Here is a 17,294-nt window from a genome sequence, read left to right as displayed (position 1 = left end):
CTGCTGGCGCGATCGCTCTGGGACAGCGCGACGGCAATGGCGGCGGCGCTGCTGACCAACCTCGAGCGCAACGACGTGCTCTTCATCGACGAGATCCACCGCCTGTCGCCGGTGGTCGAGGAAATCCTGTACCCCGCGCTGGAGGACTACCAGATCGACATCATGATCGGCGAGGGCCCGGCGGCGCGCTCGATCAAGCTGGACCTGCAGCCCTTCACGCTGGTCGGCGCCACCACGCGCGCCGGCATGCTGACCAATCCGCTGCGCGACCGCTTCGGCATCGTCGCGCGGCTGGAGTTCTACACCGCGGAGGAGCTCACGCGCATCGTGCGGCGCAGCTCGGCGCTGCTCGAAGCGCCGATCGACGATGAGGGCTCGGTGGAGATCGCCCGGCGCTCGCGCGGCACGCCCCGGATCGCCAACCGGCTGCTGCGGCGGGTGCGCGACTATGCGCAGGTGAAGGGCAACGGCCGCATCACGCAGCAGATGGTCGAGGCGGCGCTCAAGCTCGAGGGCGTTGATCACCTCGGGCTGGACGAGCTCGACCGCTCGTTTCTGCGGACGATCGGCACCACGTACCAGGGCGGACCCGTTGGACTGGAGACCATCGCCGCGACCATGAATGAGGACTCGGGCACGCTTGAGGACGTGATAGAGCCCTACCTGCTGCAGATCGGGTTCCTGGCGCGGACACGGCGGGGGCGGGCGCTCACCCGCGCGGCGTGCGAGCACCTGGGGCTGACGTACCGGCCGGTTGAGGGGCAGGGTGAGCTGTACTAACCGTGCCACGATCATGTCTTCATGATCGTGTCCACTCGCAAGTCAAACACGATCACGCGGCAGAGCCGCGCGTGATCGTGGCACACGGACTCAGTAGTTCGGCGTCGGCGGGCGGTAGTCGTCGAGGTTGATCGAGCGGAAGAACTCGATCGTCTTCTTGAGCCCCTCGCGCAGCGGCACCTTGGGCTCCCAGCCGCCCAGTCGCGACTTCGCGAGCGAGATGTCTGGCTGGCGCTGCGTGGGGTCGTCGGCGGGCAGCGGCTTGTGCACGATCTTGCTCTTGGCGTTGGTCAGCTCAATCACGAGCTGCGCGAGCTCGAGCATGGTGAACTCGACGGGGTTGCCGAGGTTCACCGGCCCGATGAAGTCGTCGGGCGCGTTCATCATGCGGATGATGCCTTCGACGAGGTCGTCGACGTAGCAGAAGGATCGCGACTGCGTGCCGTCGCCGAAGATGGTGATGTCCTCGCCGTGCAGCGCCTGGCGGATGAAGTTGCTGACCACGCGCCCGTCGAAGGGGTGCATGCGGGGGCCGTACGTGTTGAAGATGCGGATGACGCGGATGTTCACGCGGTTGCTGCGGTGGTAATCGAAGAACAGCGTCTCCGCGGCCCGCTTGCCCTCGTCGTAGCACGCGCGCGGCCCGATGGGATTCACGTTGCCGCGGTAGCTCTCGGGCTGGGGGTGTACCTCCGGGTCGCCGTACACCTCGCTGGTCGAGGCCTGGAGCACCTTCGCACGGCAGCGCTTGGCCATTCCCAGCACGTTAATGGCGCCCATGACTGAGGTCTTCATGGTCTTGATGGGGTTGAACTGGTAATGGCCCGGGGCGGCGGGGCAGGCCATGTTGTAGATCTCGTCGACTTCCAGCCAGATCGGGTGGGTGACGTCGTGGCGGATGAGCTCGAAGTTGGGCCTGGCGAGCAGGTGCTTGATGTTGACCTTCTGGCTGGTGAAGAAGTTGTCCAGGCAGATCACGTCGTGGCCCTGGTCCACGAGGCGGTCGCAGATGTGCGAGCCCAGGAACCCGGCGCCGCCGGTGACGAGGATGCGACGATGCTTCATGGAGGCGGACCCTTGCCGCGCCCGGGTCGCCGGGCGGGTTCCGATAGTATCGGTGCGGTCTGGCCCCTTCTGGAGGCGTCTGTAAGCGGATTCACCCGCCTTTGCGGCCCTTGAGGTACCGGGCGTACGCCCGGATTGCCTCGGCCGGCTTCCACGCGGGCGTCCAGCCCAGACCCGACTGCGTTGCCGAGATATCGGCCAACGTGAAGTCCTGGTAGAAGCTGCGGATGTAGTCGGACATCTCGATGTAGTCGGTGGGCCGCTCGGCCTCGGTGATGCCGAGCTCCTCGCGCAGGGCGGCGATGATCTGGTTGAACGTGGTCGCCACGCCCGAGCCGACGTTGTAAACGCCCGAGCGAGGGCGCGTGCCGGTGCCGATGCCAGCGCCCGCCAGCGTGCAGGTGACGACGTCGTCCACGTACACCTGGTCGCGGGCCTGCGAACCGTCGCGGAAGACCCGGGGCGGCTCGCCCGCGAGCATCCGGTTGGCCAGCTGGTACACCATCGAGGCCATGTGGCCCTTGCGGCCCTCGCACGGGCCGAACACGTTGAAGTACCGCAGCCCGACCACTGTCGATCTTGTCGCGCCTAGCGCTCCTGCGACCTCCGCGTGGGCGGCCTCCATCAGCCACTTGCTGAAGCCGTAGACGTTGCTGGGACGGCCGGCGGCCTCAAGGGGGAACGCCTTGCGCTGCCCGGCCTGCTGGGGCGTGCCGTACGTTGCGGCGCTGCTGGCGTAGACCAGCGGCACGCCCTGCGAGATGCACGCGTGCAGCAGCGGGCGGAAGCTCTCCGCATTCTCGCGGATCATCTCGGCCTCGTCGCTCACGGTGGTATCGGTGATGGCCGCGAGGTGGAAGACCGCCCGGGCGCCCTCAACGAGCATCCCGGCGTTCACCTTGCCGAAGGACTCGGTGATCATCCGTCCGCGGAAGGGCGGCTGGCTCTGCCGCTCGAAGGCCTCCATCAGGTTGGCGAAGCTGCCCGTGCGGCAATCGTCGACGACGACGACCTCGGCACGCGGGTCGTGGCGAAGGAGCGCGGCGACGAGGTTGCTGCCGACGAACCCGGCCCCGCCGGTGACGACATAGCGTGCGCGTTCGGACATCGTGCCCAGCCCCAGCTCCCCCGCCCCTCACGAGCCCGGAGCGCGAGCCCCGGGACCACCTCGAAGACGCGTCCGGAGCAGCCGCCCCGGCCTCGTCGGCGGCTCAGCGCCCCGGCCTGGCCGGGATGCGGAGCTTCTGACCGATCTTCAGCGATGCTTCGTCGGGCAGCCGATCGCGGTTGGCATCGCGGATCAGCGTCCACAGGCGCGACTCGCCGTAGACCTCCTGGGCGATGCGCGTCAGCGTGTCGCCCTCCTGCACAATGTACTCTTCCTCGGGCGAGGGGGGAACCCCATCTTGAGTGTCCCGGGGGGCGGGAACACCCTGGATGTTCCCCGGGTCCTTGGGAACGAGGATCACGCGCCCGGGCATCAGCCGCGTGGGGTCTGTCATTGGGTTCGCCGCTGCGATCAGCGTCGCCTTGGCCCTTGGGCCGTGGTACTTCTTCGCGATCGTCTCGAAGGTCTCGCCCTTCTGGACCGTGTGCTCGATGAACTCGGGCGGGATGACCGCCTGCTTGAGCTTGGGGAAGTCGTCGGGCGGCGGCTGAGGGGGCCTGGCCTCGGGCTTGGGCGCGGGCGGCTGCGGCGCAGGTTTCACAGGCTCGGCCGGCTTCGGCTGGGGCGGCTCCTTGGGGTGCACGCCGCGGATCGCGTCGTCGCTCTGGGCGTAGGTGACCGGCGGGGCGCTGGGCCACCACCAGTACACGCTAATCCACAGCGCCACCAGGAGGATCAGCCCACCCGCGATGCGGCCTGCGCCCTGTGTCATGCCTCAACCCTTCGGCATTACCTGCCCGCGGCCTGCAACTCCCGGCGGCTGCCGCCCGTGCTTTGGCCCGGAGAGGGCGGCAGCTTGTCGGACTTACGGGACCACACGATCGGCGCGGCCACCGCGACCGACGAGTAGGTGCCGATGATCATGCCCGTCGCCAGCGCGAACGCAAAGGCACGCACGCCCTCGCCGCCGATGCTGTAGAGCAGGAAGCAGCTGACGATGGTCGTGCCGCCGGTAATGATGGTGCGGCTGAAGGTCTGGTTGATCGAGTCGTTGATGACCTGGGCCGTGGCGTAGGGCAGCTTGCCGCGGTTCTCGCGGATGCGGTCCATGACCACGACGGTGTCGTTCAGCGAGTAGCCGGCGATGGTCAGGAGCGCCGCAACCGTGTTCAGGTTGATCTTGAACGGCAGCAGGCCGATGGACTGCGCGAACCCGTGCGTCGCGGGATTCTCGTAGAGGATTTCCGCGAGGGCCAGCAGGCCCAGCACCGTCAGCACGTCGTGCACCAGGGCCACGATCGCCGCCATGGCGTAGCGGGGCTGCTTGAACCGGATCCAGATGTAGATGCCGATGAACAGGAAGCTGAGCAGCACGGCCGTGACCGCCTGGGTCTTGAACGTGTCGGCGATAGTGGGGCTGAAACTGTTTACGCTCGCGGGGGTGGAGGTCTGGGTGAGCGATTCCTGCACGAGCTGCCACTCGCGGTTGCGAAGGTCCGCCTCCCACTTGCCCTGGTTCTCAAAGAACCCGGAGCCCTCATCCGCGACGACCAGCACCGCGGTCTTCACGTTGCTGTCGGTGCCCTCGACTGCGTAGATCCGCCACTTGCGGGCAAGGGTGTCGGAGAAACGCTCGGTCAGACGCCCGGACCTCAGCCGCTCCTGCAGGTCCGCGAGGGTGACCGGGCGGTCGGCGGACGCTGAGGAAAGATCACGCAGGACAATTGCTACGCCGCCGATGACATCGGACACATCCGTTCGGAGGCTGGCGAGGCGCGGGTCGGCGAGATTGGCCCCCAGCGTCGGCTTCTCGATCGGGTACGCGGGCGCACGGTCGGCGGGGTTCTCGAACCCGGCGAAGGCGAGGCGCGGCTTCGAATCCAGGTAATCAGCGAACTTGGCGACGATAGCGTCCAACACCGCGCGGGAGTTGGTGGCGACCGTCTTGATCTCGAAGCGGTCGGAGCTGACGCCGTCCTCGCGCGGGTTGATGGGGAGCACCTCGGCGAACGCCAGGCGGCGGAGCTCGTCGTTCTGCGGGGCCGACTCACCAATCGCCTGAACCATCTCGACGACCTTCGGCCGCTCGAGGGTGACGCGCTCTTCGCTGCCGGGCTGCTGCTTGAACTGGAGTGTGACCTGGGTGCCGCCCAGGAACTCGTTGTCCAGCATCTTCTTGCCCTGGAAGAACACCATCCCCAGGCCCACCGCCACGTAGATCGCGGAGATGGTGAAGAAGACGTAGCGGTACTTGAGCCACTGGATCTTGGGCGTGAGCGCCTTCTGCACGCCGGGGACGGTCGTCGCCAGCATCGGGGCCTTGCGCCAGCCGGCCAGCAGCAGCAGGTTCATCAGCAGGCGCGTCGCGGTGAGGGCTGCGAACAGCGTGGCCACCACGCCGATGCCCAGCGTCACCGCGAAGCCGCGGATCTCGGGCGTGCCGGTGTAGTAGAGCACAATGCAGACGATGAGGTTCGTGACGTTGCCGTCGACGATCGATGACAGGGCCTTGTCGAAGCCCAGCCGCACGGCGGTCTTCATGTCGGCGCCGCGCTGGAGCTCTTCGCGGATGCGCTCGAATACCAGCACGTTGCTGTCCACGGCCATGCCGAAGGTGAGGATCACGCCGGCGATGCCGGGCATCGTGAAGGCCGCGCTGCTCATGGCCATCATGGCGAGCACGAGCAGGGCGTTGATCAGCAGCGAGAAGACCGAGATGAGGCCCAGGCCCCAGTAGTACGCAACCATGAAACCGGCGGTGATGATCATGGAGATCACACCGGCGCGGAGGCCGCGGTGCAGGTTGTCGGCGCCCAGCTGCGGGCCGACGGAGCTGATGCTGATGGGCTCGGGGGAAAGCTTGGCCTGGAGCGAGCCGCCCGAGAGCACGCGCCGGATGTAGTCGATCTCCTCGTCGCTGAAGTCACCCTGGATGATGCCGTTGGTGCTGATGGCATTCATCAGGTTGGGCGCGGTGTAGACCTCGTCATCGAGCACCACGGCCATGTTGTCGTTGACGTGGTTGCGGGTGAGCTCGTCCAGCCGCTTGCCGCCAGCCGGGGTCATGGTGAAACCGATGGCGTTGCGGCCCAGGTCGTCCGGGGTCACGCGAGCGCCGGCAACGCCTTCACCCTGGTTGGGGATGAAGGTGGTGCTGCGGGTGTCGAAGCACAGCATCCAGTACTCGCCGCCGCGGAACTCCACCACGTACCCGCGCTCGGCGAAGTACGCACGGGCGTTGTTGACCGGGTCCTCGAGGAGGCGGTCGAGGTCTTCCTTGCTGTTGATCCAGCCGTCGAGCTGGTTGATTTTCAGCCAGCGGGTGTCGTCGGAGCGGACGTTGCGCGGGCCGCGTTCCTGGAGCTCGTCGCGGAGGCGCTGCTCCTCGGGGTGCGTGCGGCGGGCATCACGCCCGCCCTGCGGGTCAACGGTAATGCGGAACGACAGCACGCCCGCACCTTTGAGCATGCGGATCAGGTCGTTGGGATCGTCGAGGGTCTTGCGCTCCGCGGCGTAGGCGTCGTACGCGGCCAGGATCGCGTCGATCTCCTCCTTGGCCTCGGGGTGGCTGGTGTACAGCTCCTTCTGGGCGGTCTCGCGCGGGCTGGGGAGAGCGACAGGCTGGCCGCCGCTGGTGATGGTCTTCGACACCGTCGAGGCCTGCACCACGCGACGGATGTCCTCGGGCGAGAGCACCGTCTTGAGCACGTGCTCGCGGAGCTCATCCAGCTTGATCTCGGCCGCGGCGATCTCGGAGATCAGGCGGCGCTGCGCTTCAGGGTCCTGCGTCTCGGCCCGCTGCGCCTGCTTGACCGTCACCTCGTCGTAGGCGGCGGCGATCTCGCGGAGCAGGCGAGCGCGGTTGGCGTTGCCCTCGCTGAGCTTCGCGATCTCGGCATCACGCTCGGCGGGGGCCAGGCGCATGACCTGGTCGATCCGCGAATCTGACAGACGGTTCTGCCCGAGCGCGACGAGTTTGCTCTCGAACGCGCGCTTGAGCTCCTTCACGCGGTCGCTGGGCAGCGGCATCGTGATCTCAATGCGGTCGTCGCCCACCGGCACCATGGCGATTTCCATGAGGCCGTCAGGGTCCACGCGGCGCTTGAGCGCCTCGATGGTCTTGGGGATGACCTCCCTGGGGTCCTCACCGGGGCCCATGGCGACCGAGTACACGAGGCTGACGCCGCCGCGCAGGTCCTTGCCCAGCCGCAGCTTTTCCTCGGGCGGCACGATGGCGTACACCGCGAGGAAGATCACGGCGACCACGATCACGAGCGTCTTGTAAAGCTGTCGCATAGGAGCCCAGGGAAGGCGGCACATTGGTGCGCGCGGGGGTGCGTCGGAAAACCAGCAGGAAGGGGAGTTTAGACGGTCGCGGCCTTGGCTTCGCCCTTCACTTCCGTGATTGAGGCATCACCCTTGCCACGACTGGAGATGATCCCCTGCACGGAGCTCTTGTGGAAGCGGATGCGCCCTTCCTCCACCTTCAGCACCAAGGTGTCGTCGTCGCCAATCTCGACCACCGTCCCGATGATTCCACCGAGCATCTGCACCTTGTCCTGCTTCTTGAGGTTGGACATCAGCTCGGCCCGCTTCTTCTTGTCCTTCTTGCCGGCCATGATGCTGGTGAGCAGCATGACGCCCACCATGACCAGCATCAGGATCATGAAGGTCCCGCCGAAGGGGGACTGCTGCTGGCCGGTTCCGGTCGCTCCGCCGGGGGTTGTGGTGGTACCCGAGGCGGGCGCGGCGGCGTTGCTCTGAGGGGCGGCGGGCGCGGGGGCGGCCCCGGCCGAGGGGGAGGCAGGGGCGGGCGAGCCCGTCTGCGCGAGAACCGACCAGGTACCCCAACCGCTGCTGTTCATCTGAGTCATTGACGTCTGCTTTCTGCCGCCCGTGTGGAAGCTCAATAAGGAGCGGGGCGGCCCCTGAAACGCGACCAAGCGTCGCAAGTGCTGCTTAGGCCTCGGCTTCCGGTTCGGAAGGCGAAGCGAGCACCGGCCAACGCTGTACCAGCCCGGTCCAATCCTCGTCCTTGATGGCCGTCCGGAGGTCCATCATGAATCGCTGGTAGTGGCGTAGGTTATGCAGGCTTACGAGGATCGGCCCGAGCATCTCCCCGGCCGCGAACAGGTGCCGTAAGTAGGCCCTCGAAAAGGGGAGCTGGTCCGGCGTCTTCCACCCGTAGCGGGCGGGGTCGCAGGCGTGGCAGTCGCACCCGGGCTCGATGGGCAAGCGGTCGAGGGCGTACTTGTTGTTCTTGAGCCGGATCTGCCCTGTGCGGGTGAATGCGTTGGCGTTCCGCCCGTTTCGGGTGGGCAGGACGCAGTCGAACATGTCCACGCCGGCCATGACGGCGACGAGGATGTCGCGCTCATAGCCCACCCCCATGAGGTACCGGGGCTTGTGGGCCGGGAGGAGCGGGGCCGTGTGCTGGACGACCTTCGCGATCGCCTCGGGCGGCTCCCCCACCGCTACGCCCCCGATGGCGTACCCCGGCAGGTCGATGTTGGTGACCTGCTCGGCGCACCAGGTACGGCGGGCGAGGTCGGTGCCGCCCTGGACGATGCCGAAGAGGGCCTGGTCGCTGGGGCGGGCGTGGGACTGCTTGCAGCGCTCGAGCCAGCGGACCGTGCGCTCGTTGGCGATCGCGAGGCGGGTGGCATGGTCGAAGCGGCGGGCGCGGGCCCCGCCGCCGGGGCCGGTGACCGTTACGGCCTTGGCGTCGCGCGAGACCGCGCCCATGACGCGGGCGCGCTGGGCCGCGTCCATCGCGTCGATGTTGGGATCGACCGGCGGCGGGCAGTCGTCCAGGGCCATCATGATGTCGGGCCCGAGCTCGTTCTGCACCTTCATGGCGAGCTCGGGCGTGAGCAGGATGGACTTGCCGTCGATGATGGACTTAAAGGTGACGCCCTCGTCATCGACCTTGTTGGTGTCCGCGAGTGAGTAGGCCTGGTAGCCGCCGCTGTCGGTGAGGATGGGCCCCGCCCAGTTCATGAACCGGTGGACGCCGCCGAGCTGCTGGATGAGCTCGGACCCGGGGCGGAGCATCAGGTGGTACGTGTTGTTGAGAACGATCTGGGCGCCGGTCTCGGTCACGTGCTGCGGAAAGAGGGCCTTGACCGAGCCTCGGGTGCCCACCGGCATGAATGCGGGCGTGTCGAAAGAACCGTGAGGCGTGGTGACGCGCCCGATGCGGGCGTGGCACGTCGTGGAGCGGTGGAAGACCTCGAACTGGAGCGGGCCTGAACTCACCCGCGGGCCCTCTTCTCCTCGGTGTCGCGGGCGAGGATGCGCTTCTCGCGTTCGCTCAGGCTGTGCACGCCCTGGGCTTTCACCTTCGCCAGGATGCGGTCAACCTCCTGGTCGTGGCTGAGGTCGGGCTGCGCGGCCTGTGCGAACCGCTTGGATGGGCGCGGCGGCGTGCGGCGGGAGTCCTTGAACACGTCGAAGAAGTCGCGCAGCAGGTGCGAGTTGCGGATGAAGAACGCGCCGGCGATCGCCCCGCCCAGGTGCGCGGCCTCGCCGCCGGCATTGCGGGCCTCGAACAGGATCGATACCACTGCGATGCCGACGTAGAGGTACGCCATCGTCCGCAGCCGCATGGGGACGGGCGGGAAAATCAGCATGACCTGCATGTTGGGCGCGATCTTGGCGCAGGCCATAATCACTCCAAACACGCCCGCGGAGGCGCCCACCAGCGGCGTCTCCGGATTGGAGATCAGGAACAGCGGGAACCTGGGCGCGAGCCAGCCGCCCAGGCTCAGCAGCAGGTACATCAGCCCGCCGAAGATGCCGCACGTCAAATAGAAAGCGAGGTACTTCTTCGGCCCGAGGTAGCTCTCAACCATGCCGCCGAAGATGTACAGCCCCAGCATGTTCATCAGGATGTGCATGAGGCCGGCGTGCTCGAACTGGAAGGTGATGAAGCGCCAGAACTCCAGGCCGCCCTGTTTGCCGTTCGCGTCGGTGTGCCACAGCACATGCCACGCTGAGAAGTGGCCGTACTTGAAGAGCAGGTTGCCGAGGTCCGGCATGAGGTACATCGCGAGGAAGACCGCGATATTGACGACGATGAGCCAGGTGTTCACCGACCAGCCGGAAAGGCGGGCGAACTGGCCGCGGTTGTCCTGGTAATACTGCCGGTCGTAGATGCCCATCGGGTCGGCGGTCTCCACGGTGGGCCTCTGGCCCTGTGCGCGCAGATGCTATCCGCGCCGACGCCGTTCCGTTTCCCGGGCCAGGACCTCGCGCTCCGCGGTGGTGAGGCTCTCCATGCCCTCGCGGCTGATCTTCTCGAGCACGGCGTCGAGCTCGTTGTTGGGAACCAGCTGCGGGGTCTTGCGGGCGGGTGCTTCCTCGGGCTCGTGGGCGGGCATCGGCTCGGGCTCCTCGTCCATCAGCAGGAACTGGTGCCGGCGGAGCTCCATGACGGTCGCAATGCCGCCCAAGACCGCGACGCCCATGATGTGCCCCTGCCCAAGGGCGACCCCCACCAGGAACAGCACGCCCGCCGCGACGAAGCCGATGCGGGCGCCTGTCTCCACCGGCGTGTTGCTGCTGCCGCGGAGGTAGGCGTTGAGCAGGCGGCCGGAGTCGAGCGGGAGCATGGGGACCAGCAGGTTCAACCCCAGCATGATGGCGTTCATGTAGTACGCCCACCAGACGAGGACCTGCTCGGTGCTGCCCAGATCGTTCTGGAGCACGGGCATCGGGTTCAGCGGGTTGAACACCAGGGCCGAGCGGTCCAGCTGCAGGCCCATGGCGACCACCGCCAGGATCGGGAACAGCAGGATGTTAACGACCAGCCCGCCGGATTCTGCCGCGAGGGGGTGCGTGGCGCCGCGCCGGGCGACAGAGTTGAGGCCGCCCAGCGGCCAGACGACCACGCAATCGCCGCCGTCGCCAAGCCAGCGGGCGAACAGGCCGCGTCCGATCTCGTGGAGCAGGGCAAGGACGATGAGGGCGCCCAGGCCGGAGAACACGTGGATGGCCCCGAGCTTGTTCTCGGGCAGCCACGAGAGCATCTGTATGCCGACCCACACGGGGACCAGCAGCGTGTGCACACGGATGCGGAGGCCGCCCAGCCGTAGCAGCGGGAAGGACCACCAGGTCAGCGGGTCCTGCCCTGCGCCGAGCACCCGCCCCAGCGTCCACGGGCGGCGACCACCGCCCTGACCGGAGTTGGGCTCGAGATCGTGGTTCAGCCTTGCCATTGGGGTACCTGGGCCTGTGGGCCGATTGCGGACGGAGCGGTTCTCCAAACACTACCTGTGAGGTTCGGCGGTCTCCTTACGACCCGATTAAACCTTTCGGTCGGTGTTCGAGCACCGGGCTGCCGCGGTGGTTACGCCAGCAGGGCACGCTCCTTGGCCATCAGGACCGCGGCGATGCTCTTGCCGTCGGTCAGTTTGGCGCGGGCGATCATCGCGAGGGCCTCGTTGACCCCTATCGGATGGACCACTACGCGTTCGTCGGGTTCCAGCTTCTGCCCCACGTTCTTCAGGCCCGTCGCGGCGTATGCCCACATCAGCTCATCGCTGAGGCCCGGCGAGGTGTAGAACCGGCCCAGGGGCACGATGGTTGCGGCCGTGTAGCCGGTTTCCTCTTCCAGCTCGCGGGCGGCGCAGTGGGCGGGGTCCTCGCCGGCTTCGAGGGTGCCGGCCGGCAGTTCCACCAGCCAGTCCTCCACCGCAATCCGCCAGTTCTTGATGAACACCACTTTGCGCCCTGTGGGCTCATCGAGGATGGGCACAATCACCACAGCCCCCGGGTGACGGACCACCTCGCGGGTGAGCGGCTTGCCGTCGGTGCCGGTCAGGGTGAGGCGCTCAAAGGAGAACTTCGCACCCTTGTGGATCAACTGGCGCTGCACACTGGGACTATGGTTCTGGCCAGGTAAGTGGTTGCTCACTTTCAATCGTACGTTGCATGACGCGCACCCTCGACACCCGCCAAGGCCGGCCCGCAGAGAACCCGAACGGGCCGTTGGTGTCGCTGCGTGGGCTGCACAAGCGGTTCGGGTCCCAGATTGTGCTCAACGGGCTCAACCTCGACATCGAGCCTGCGAAGACGACCGTGATCATGGGGCCGTCGGGGTGCGGCAAGTCCGTGACGCTCAAGCACATCGTGGGGCTGATCCATCCCGACGCTGGGGAGATCTTCTTCGATGGCGAACGGATTGATCAGCTCAGCGAGCGGCAGATGGAGCCGATCCGGCTGCAGGTGGGGCTGCTGTTCCAGTCCGCCGCGCTGTTCGACTCCATGACGGTGATGGAGAACATCGCGTTCCCGCTAATCGAGCACACGCGGATGTCGCGGGAGGAGCGACGGGAGGCGGTGCTCGAGGCACTGCGCACGGTGGACCTCGTGGGCGTTGAGAACAAGCTGCCGGCGCAGCTGAGCGGCGGGCAGCGCAAGCGCGTGGGCCTGGCGCGGGCGATCGTGCTCAAACCGCGCCTGGTGCTGTTCGACGAGCCGACGACGGGTCTGGACCCGATCCGCTCCGACGGCATCGACCAGCTCATCATCAAGCTGCGGCGCGAGATGGGCGTAACGAACATCGTGGTGACGCACGACCTGGTGAGCGCCCGCAAGGTGTCGGACCGGGTGGTGATGCTGCTGGGCGGCAGGGTGGCCGCGGACGGCACGTACGACGAGCTGGTGGCCAGCGGCGACCCGCGAGTGCAGCACTTCCTGCAGGGCAAGTACGACCGCGAGGACACCGGAGCCGATGAAGTGATCCGCGGGCTGCCTCGCGACACCCTAGGAACCGACATCCCAGTTTGAGCCTTCCCGATCGACCGACCGGAGCCCCCCACCGCCATGAAGATCCAGCCTGTGATTCGAGACTTCCTGACCGGGGCCGTAGCGCTCTTCGGGATCGTGGGCACGGTGATCGTGCTGATCTTGTTCGGCGAGTTCGCGGACACGGGGCGGAAGTTCTACTTCTTCACGCTGCACGTGCCCAGCGCGGGCGGGCTGTCGCAGACCTCGATGGTGACGCTCAACGGCGTGCGCATCGGGCAGGTCACGAAGACGTCCGTCCTGCCGCCGCCCGCCAATGGCGCGGAGATCATGGTCAAGATCTACGACGAGGTGCGGATCCCGAAGATCGTGGACGTATCGATTGACAAGGGGTTCGTGGGCGATGCGAGCCTGGAGTTCCGCGTGCCCCCGAACGCCACTGCCAGTGCACTGACGGACGTGATCCAGGCAGACTCCGTGTTCCAGGCGGCCAGCGCCAGCAGCACATTGGAACGGCTGGCGAACTCCATCCAGAAGCCGCTGCAGCGGTTCGGCACCACCGCCGAGAAGATCGAGAAGTTGGCGGACACCTACACGGCCGTGGGCGAGCGGATCAACGAACTGCTCGAGCCGCGCACGCTCGCGGATGTGGAGGGCGGCAAGGAGCCCAACATCCGCAGCACCATCGCGCGGGCGGACCGGGCGCTGGCGCAGGCGACCAGCGTGATCAGCGATGAGCAGCTGGTGGGCGAGGCCAAGCGGGTGCTGGCCCGGGCCAATGGCGTAATGGACGACATCTCCCACCTCGCGAAGACGTGGACCAACACCGCGGGCACAGTGGAAAAGGGCGTGAACACCATCACCGCCGACGCGACGGGCACGCTGCAGGCGACGCAGAAGGCGGCGACGGAGCTGGCCGCGGCTCTCGAGACGATCAACCGCGGGCAGGGCACCATGGGGCAGCTGCTCCAGAACCCGGACCTGTACAACTCGCTCCGCGACGCCGCCCAGCGGCTCGACCGGGCGCTGAGCGAGGTGCAGATGCTGGTGGAGAAGTACCGGGCTGAGGGTGTGCCGCTGAAGCTCTAGAGAGCCGATTGCGCGAGCAATCGAGTGGTAAGCGCGTTGGCAATGCTCATCTCGATCGCTTGCGCGATCGGCTCTTTATAAGCCAGCGTGGCCGAAGACCTCGACGGCCGATCCGACCGCGAGCAGCACGTTCAGTGGCGGCTCGGTGTTGAGGAACGCCCACTCGGGGCCGTACACCTGCCCGAGGTCGCCGTCGATCGACACCGACACCGCGCGCCGGATGCTCCAGACCGGGTGCCGCACTTCGTACACGAGCGCCCGCCCGCGCCGGTTCTTGCCGTAGCCCCAGCTGTGCTCCTTGAAAAAGTGCTCGGCGGTGTCGTCGGGTGGGACCCATGTATCGGCGCTGGCGCCCGCAGTGATCCGCAGCGGTGTGGGACGCAGCGACAGGGCGTGCTCAACCTTCACTCGACCACCGCTGAACTCCACGCTGCTGCGCATCCGCACCGCCCGGTAGGGCTCGTTGTACACCACGCGCGCGACCAGTGATATGACGTGGCTGGGCACGAACTCGCGGATGAACACCACGCCGCGCCGGCCGCTCGCCGCCTCGCGCACGTAGAACCGCAGGTTGACCTCGGGGAAGTTCACCAGCCCCGGGAACGCGATCCCCTTCACGCGGCAGTCCCGGAAGTCGAAGGCGACCAGGCTGACGCACGCCCGTCCCTGCCAGCGGTCCAGCTCCAGACCTTCGGGCAGACGCGCCCGCAGCAGTTCTTCCGGCACGGGCCACGTGATGATCACGAGGTCCTGCCAGCGGGCGGTGAGGAAGGGGCGCGCCATCGCCGCATGGTACTGACCACGCCTCCAGTGGTCACACTTCCAGCACGTCACCCCTCGACGGAAGGCCGACATCGACTCCGAGCTCCGACTCCAGCCGTCCCTTGAGCGCCCGGCGCGGCTCGTCTTCGCCGTGCGTGAGGGCGAACCGCGGCCGGTCCTCCGAGGCCTCCCGGGCCCACGCGATCAGGTCGCGCTGCCCCGCGTGCGCGGAGAAGCCGCGCAGCATGTGGCGGCGGGCCTTTACTTCAACGGGCTGGCCCTTCACCTGCACCGGGCTCCTGCCGTCGCTGATGTCGCGCCCGAGCGTGCCGTGGGCCTGGAAGCCGGTGAAGAGGACCTGCGTCTCTTCCTTGTCAAGGTGCTGCCGGAGGTGCGAGACAATGCGGCCCGCGTTGCACATGCCCGAGCCCGCGATGACCACCATCGGGCCCTTCTCTGCGTTCAGCGCCCGCGACTCCTCGCCGCTCATCACCGTGCGCAGCTTGGGGAAGTCCAGCGGCCGCTTGCCCGCCTTGAACAGCTCGCGCGTCTCGGCGTCGAAGAGCTCGGGGTGGCTGGCGTACAGCTCCGTTGCGGCCGCGGCCATGGGGCTGTCGAGGTACACCGGCAGGTCGTTGAGCTCGCCGCTCGCGTAAAGCTGGGCAATGTGGTACAGCAGCGTCTGCGCCCGCCCCACCGCGAACGCGGGCACAAGCACGCGGTGCCCCTCGGCCTGCGCCTGCGTCAGCACCTTTGCGAAGCTCTCAAAGGTCTCCTGCTGCCCGGGATGATCGACGTCGCCGTAGGTTGACTCGAGGATCACCAGGTCGGCCCTGGAGGGGGGCGATGGATCGCGGAGGATCGGCGCGCCCTTGGGCCCGATGTCACCTGAGAACACCACGCGCTTCACGCGACCGTCCTCCTCGACAGCCATCTCCACGCTCGCCGAGCCGATGATGTGGCCCGAGTCCCGCAGCCGCACGTGCACGCCGGGCGCGATGCTCTTCGCTTCCCAGAACTCCAGGTCCTTGAACTGGAGGTAGGTCTTCGCGGCCTCCACCAGCGTGAACAGCGGGTTGTTCTCCTCGGCCTGGATGTTTGCGGCATCTTTGAAGAGGATGCCGGTCAGCTCGCGCGTGGGCGCGGTGGCGTAGATCGGCCCTTCGTAGCCGTGCTTCGTGAGCAGCGGGAGGCGGCCGCTGTGGTCGAGGTGGGCATGGGTAAGGATCACCGCGTCGAGCTTGGACGCATCGAAGGGCGGCTCCGCCTTGTTGAGGGCGTCGTTCTTCTCTTCACCCTGGAACAGGCCGAAGTCGATGAGCACACGGGCCGAGGTGGTTTCGACGAGATAGCCGCTGCCGGTGACGTCTCCAGCAGCGCCAAGGACGGTGATCTTCATGCCCGATCGTCAGCGTGCCCGGTGAGTGCATCGTGAAGCGGGCGTGGGCGGTCGCTGGCCGGGGCTGCCTCGGGGGCGGAACTCGGCTGCTCCCCGGCCGCGCCGCGGTAGGCGAGGCGGAACATCGGCGTGGCCATGAGGGTCGTGCCAAGGGCCATGAGCACGCCGATGCTGAACATCGTGGGCGTGATGATGCCCCGCTCCAGGCCGATGTTGAGGATGAGCAGCTCCATCAGGCCGCGGCAGTTCATGAGCGCGCCGATACCGAAGGAGTCGCGCCAGGTCTCGCCAGTGAGGCGGGCGGCGCCGGCGCACGCGGCGAACTTGCCAACGCACGCGGCGGCGAACACGACGGCGGCCATGGCCCACAGAGGCCACGAATCGAGCAGGCCCACCTGGGTGTTCAGGCCCGAGCTCACGAAGTACATCGGCACCAGGAGGCCGGTTGTGAGCGGGGCGATCATGCGCTTGAGACCCGCGGCGAATGGCCCGCGGGGCACGGCAAGGCCGAGAACGAACGCGCCGAAAACAGCGTGCACGCCGATCACGTCCGTGAACCAGGCGCCAAGGCCTAGCAGGATCAGCACGATCGTAAAGTGTCCAGGCCGAACCGGCCACTCGCCCGAGGTGGTCGCGGGCATGCTGCGCGCCAGGCGGGCGAGTCCCACGCGCCCTAGCGTGAGGACGAGGATGCAGTAAGCGATGCCCCCGCCGAAGGCCTTGATCGCCAGACCGCCGTCGCCGCCGATGCTCCCCAGCACGACCGCGAGCACGCACCAGGCCAGGCCGTCGTTAATGAACCCGGCCCCGAGCGTCAGCGTGCCGATCTTGGTGCCGCCGAGGCCCGATTCCGAGACGATCCGGGCCAGCACCGGGAAGGCGGTGATGGACAGGGCCGCGCCCATGAAGAGCGCGGCGTCAACGGCGCGGACATCAGCGGGGAAGTAGACAGGGTTGTCCCACGCGGCGGTCGCGATGAGGGCGCCGAGCCCGAGCGGAACGAGGATGCCGGCGGCGGAGATAGCCGCCGCCGAGCGGAGCCCACGCACCACCAGCTCCGTGCGGAACTCGATGCCGACAAGGAACATGTACAGTGCCAGCCCCACCTGTGCGAACGTGTGCAGCACAAGCTTGACGTCGTCGTGGAACAGCCAGTTCATGGCCGCGCCGCCCCAGAAGAGGCCCAGGAGCGTGGGGCCGAGCAGGATGCCGGCGATCATCTCCGCGATGACCGGCGGCTGCCGCAGACGGGACGTCAGCAACCCGACGACGCGGCAGGAGCCGAGGATGACGGCGGTAGCGAGGAAGAAGCGGGTTGCGAGCTCGAACTTGGTCATTGGT

At 67.4% G+C, this 17,294-nt stretch carries 15 protein-coding genes; 3 read left to right on the top strand and 12 right to left on the bottom strand.

Annotated features, from left to right (window positions below; genetic code table 11):
- Positions 1-780, top strand: a 780-nt coding sequence (gene ruvB, locus VD997_06115) for a Holliday junction branch migration DNA helicase RuvB (GenBank protein HYE61550.1), incomplete at its 5' end; no start/stop codon positions are given.
- A gap of 90 nt (positions 781-870) precedes the next feature.
- Here the strand turns inward: ruvB and VD997_06110 are convergent.
- The 9 genes from VD997_06110 to VD997_06070 all read right to left on the bottom strand — a co-directional run bounded on the left by VD997_06110 (position 871) and on the right by VD997_06070 (position 11,831).
- Positions 871-1,845 carry a UDP-glucuronic acid decarboxylase family protein gene (locus VD997_06110; protein HYE61549.1) on the bottom strand — a complete coding sequence of 325 codons (975 nt, stop codon included), beginning with the start codon at positions 1,843-1,845 and terminating at the stop codon, positions 871-873.
- 91 nt (positions 1,846-1,936) lie between these two features.
- Positions 1,937-2,953 (bottom strand): NAD-dependent epimerase/dehydratase family protein, encoded by a 1,017-nt coding sequence (locus VD997_06105; protein ID HYE61548.1) that lies wholly within the window; start codon positions 2,951-2,953, stop codon positions 1,937-1,939.
- 103 nt (positions 2,954-3,056) lie between these two features.
- Positions 3,057-3,725: a LysM peptidoglycan-binding domain-containing protein gene (locus VD997_06100; protein ID HYE61547.1), complete on the bottom strand. Its 669-nt coding sequence runs from the start codon at positions 3,723-3,725 to the stop codon at positions 3,057-3,059.
- Between the two features lie 17 nt (positions 3,726-3,742).
- Positions 3,743-7,249, bottom strand: a complete 3,507-nt coding sequence (gene secD, locus VD997_06095; GenBank protein HYE61546.1) for a protein translocase subunit SecD — start codon at positions 7,247-7,249, stop codon at positions 3,743-3,745.
- A gap of 68 nt (positions 7,250-7,317) precedes the next feature.
- Positions 7,318-7,827: a preprotein translocase subunit YajC gene (yajC, locus tag VD997_06090; GenBank protein ID HYE61545.1), complete on the bottom strand. Its 510-nt coding sequence runs from the start codon at positions 7,825-7,827 to the stop codon at positions 7,318-7,320.
- 85 nt (positions 7,828-7,912) lie between these two features.
- The gene (locus VD997_06085; protein HYE61544.1) at positions 7,913-9,211 is read right to left on the bottom strand and encodes a tRNA guanosine(34) transglycosylase Tgt; all 1,299 of its coding nucleotides are present in this window, start codon (positions 9,209-9,211) and stop codon (positions 7,913-7,915) included.
- The gene (locus VD997_06080) at positions 9,208-10,134 is read right to left on the bottom strand and encodes a rhomboid family intramembrane serine protease (GenBank protein HYE61543.1); all 927 of its coding nucleotides are present in this window, start codon (positions 10,132-10,134) and stop codon (positions 9,208-9,210) included. The genes VD997_06085 and VD997_06080 overlap by 4 nt, the downstream gene beginning before the upstream one ends.
- A gap of 30 nt (positions 10,135-10,164) precedes the next feature.
- Entirely contained in the window at positions 10,165-11,172 is a 1,008-nt protein-coding gene (locus VD997_06075) for a DUF6576 domain-containing protein (GenBank protein ID HYE61542.1), read from the bottom strand.
- A gap of 131 nt (positions 11,173-11,303) precedes the next feature.
- On the bottom strand, positions 11,304-11,831 hold the full coding sequence (locus tag VD997_06070; GenBank protein ID HYE61541.1) for an NUDIX hydrolase: 528 nt from the start codon (positions 11,829-11,831) through the stop codon (positions 11,304-11,306).
- Between the two features lie 56 nt (positions 11,832-11,887).
- Between VD997_06070 and VD997_06065 the strand changes: the two genes are divergently transcribed.
- The gene (locus VD997_06065; GenBank protein ID HYE61540.1) at positions 11,888-12,745 is read left to right on the top strand and encodes an ABC transporter ATP-binding protein; all 858 of its coding nucleotides are present in this window, start codon (positions 11,888-11,890) and stop codon (positions 12,743-12,745) included.
- 36 nt (positions 12,746-12,781) lie between these two features.
- The gene (locus tag VD997_06060; protein ID HYE61539.1) at positions 12,782-13,792 is read left to right on the top strand and encodes an MlaD family protein; all 1,011 of its coding nucleotides are present in this window, start codon (positions 12,782-12,784) and stop codon (positions 13,790-13,792) included.
- A gap of 75 nt (positions 13,793-13,867) precedes the next feature.
- On the opposite strand, the gene VD997_06055 is transcribed toward VD997_06060, so the two are convergent.
- Genes VD997_06055 through VD997_06045 form a run of 3 tightly spaced genes read right to left on the bottom strand, consistent with a single transcriptional unit; the run spans position 13,868 to position 17,290 of the window.
- Positions 13,868-14,575: a DUF2071 domain-containing protein gene (locus VD997_06055; protein HYE61538.1), complete on the bottom strand. Its 708-nt coding sequence runs from the start codon at positions 14,573-14,575 to the stop codon at positions 13,868-13,870.
- Between the two features lie 31 nt (positions 14,576-14,606).
- The gene (locus tag VD997_06050; protein ID HYE61537.1) at positions 14,607-15,953 is read right to left on the bottom strand and encodes an MBL fold metallo-hydrolase; all 1,347 of its coding nucleotides are present in this window, start codon (positions 15,951-15,953) and stop codon (positions 14,607-14,609) included.
- On the bottom strand, positions 15,950-17,290 hold the full coding sequence (locus tag VD997_06045; GenBank protein HYE61536.1) for a cation:proton antiporter: 1,341 nt from the start codon (positions 17,288-17,290) through the stop codon (positions 15,950-15,952). Before VD997_06045 ends, VD997_06050 begins: the two co-directional genes overlap by 4 nt.
- Positions 17,291-17,294: the final 4 nt, after the last annotated feature.

The sequence above is a fragment of the Phycisphaerales bacterium genome (assembly GCA_035627955.1).
GTDB lineage: Bacteria > Planctomycetota > Phycisphaerae > Phycisphaerales > UBA1924 > JAEYTB01.
Note: the sequence above shows the minus strand (reverse complement) of the source record. Positions and strands in the feature narration are given on the sequence as shown.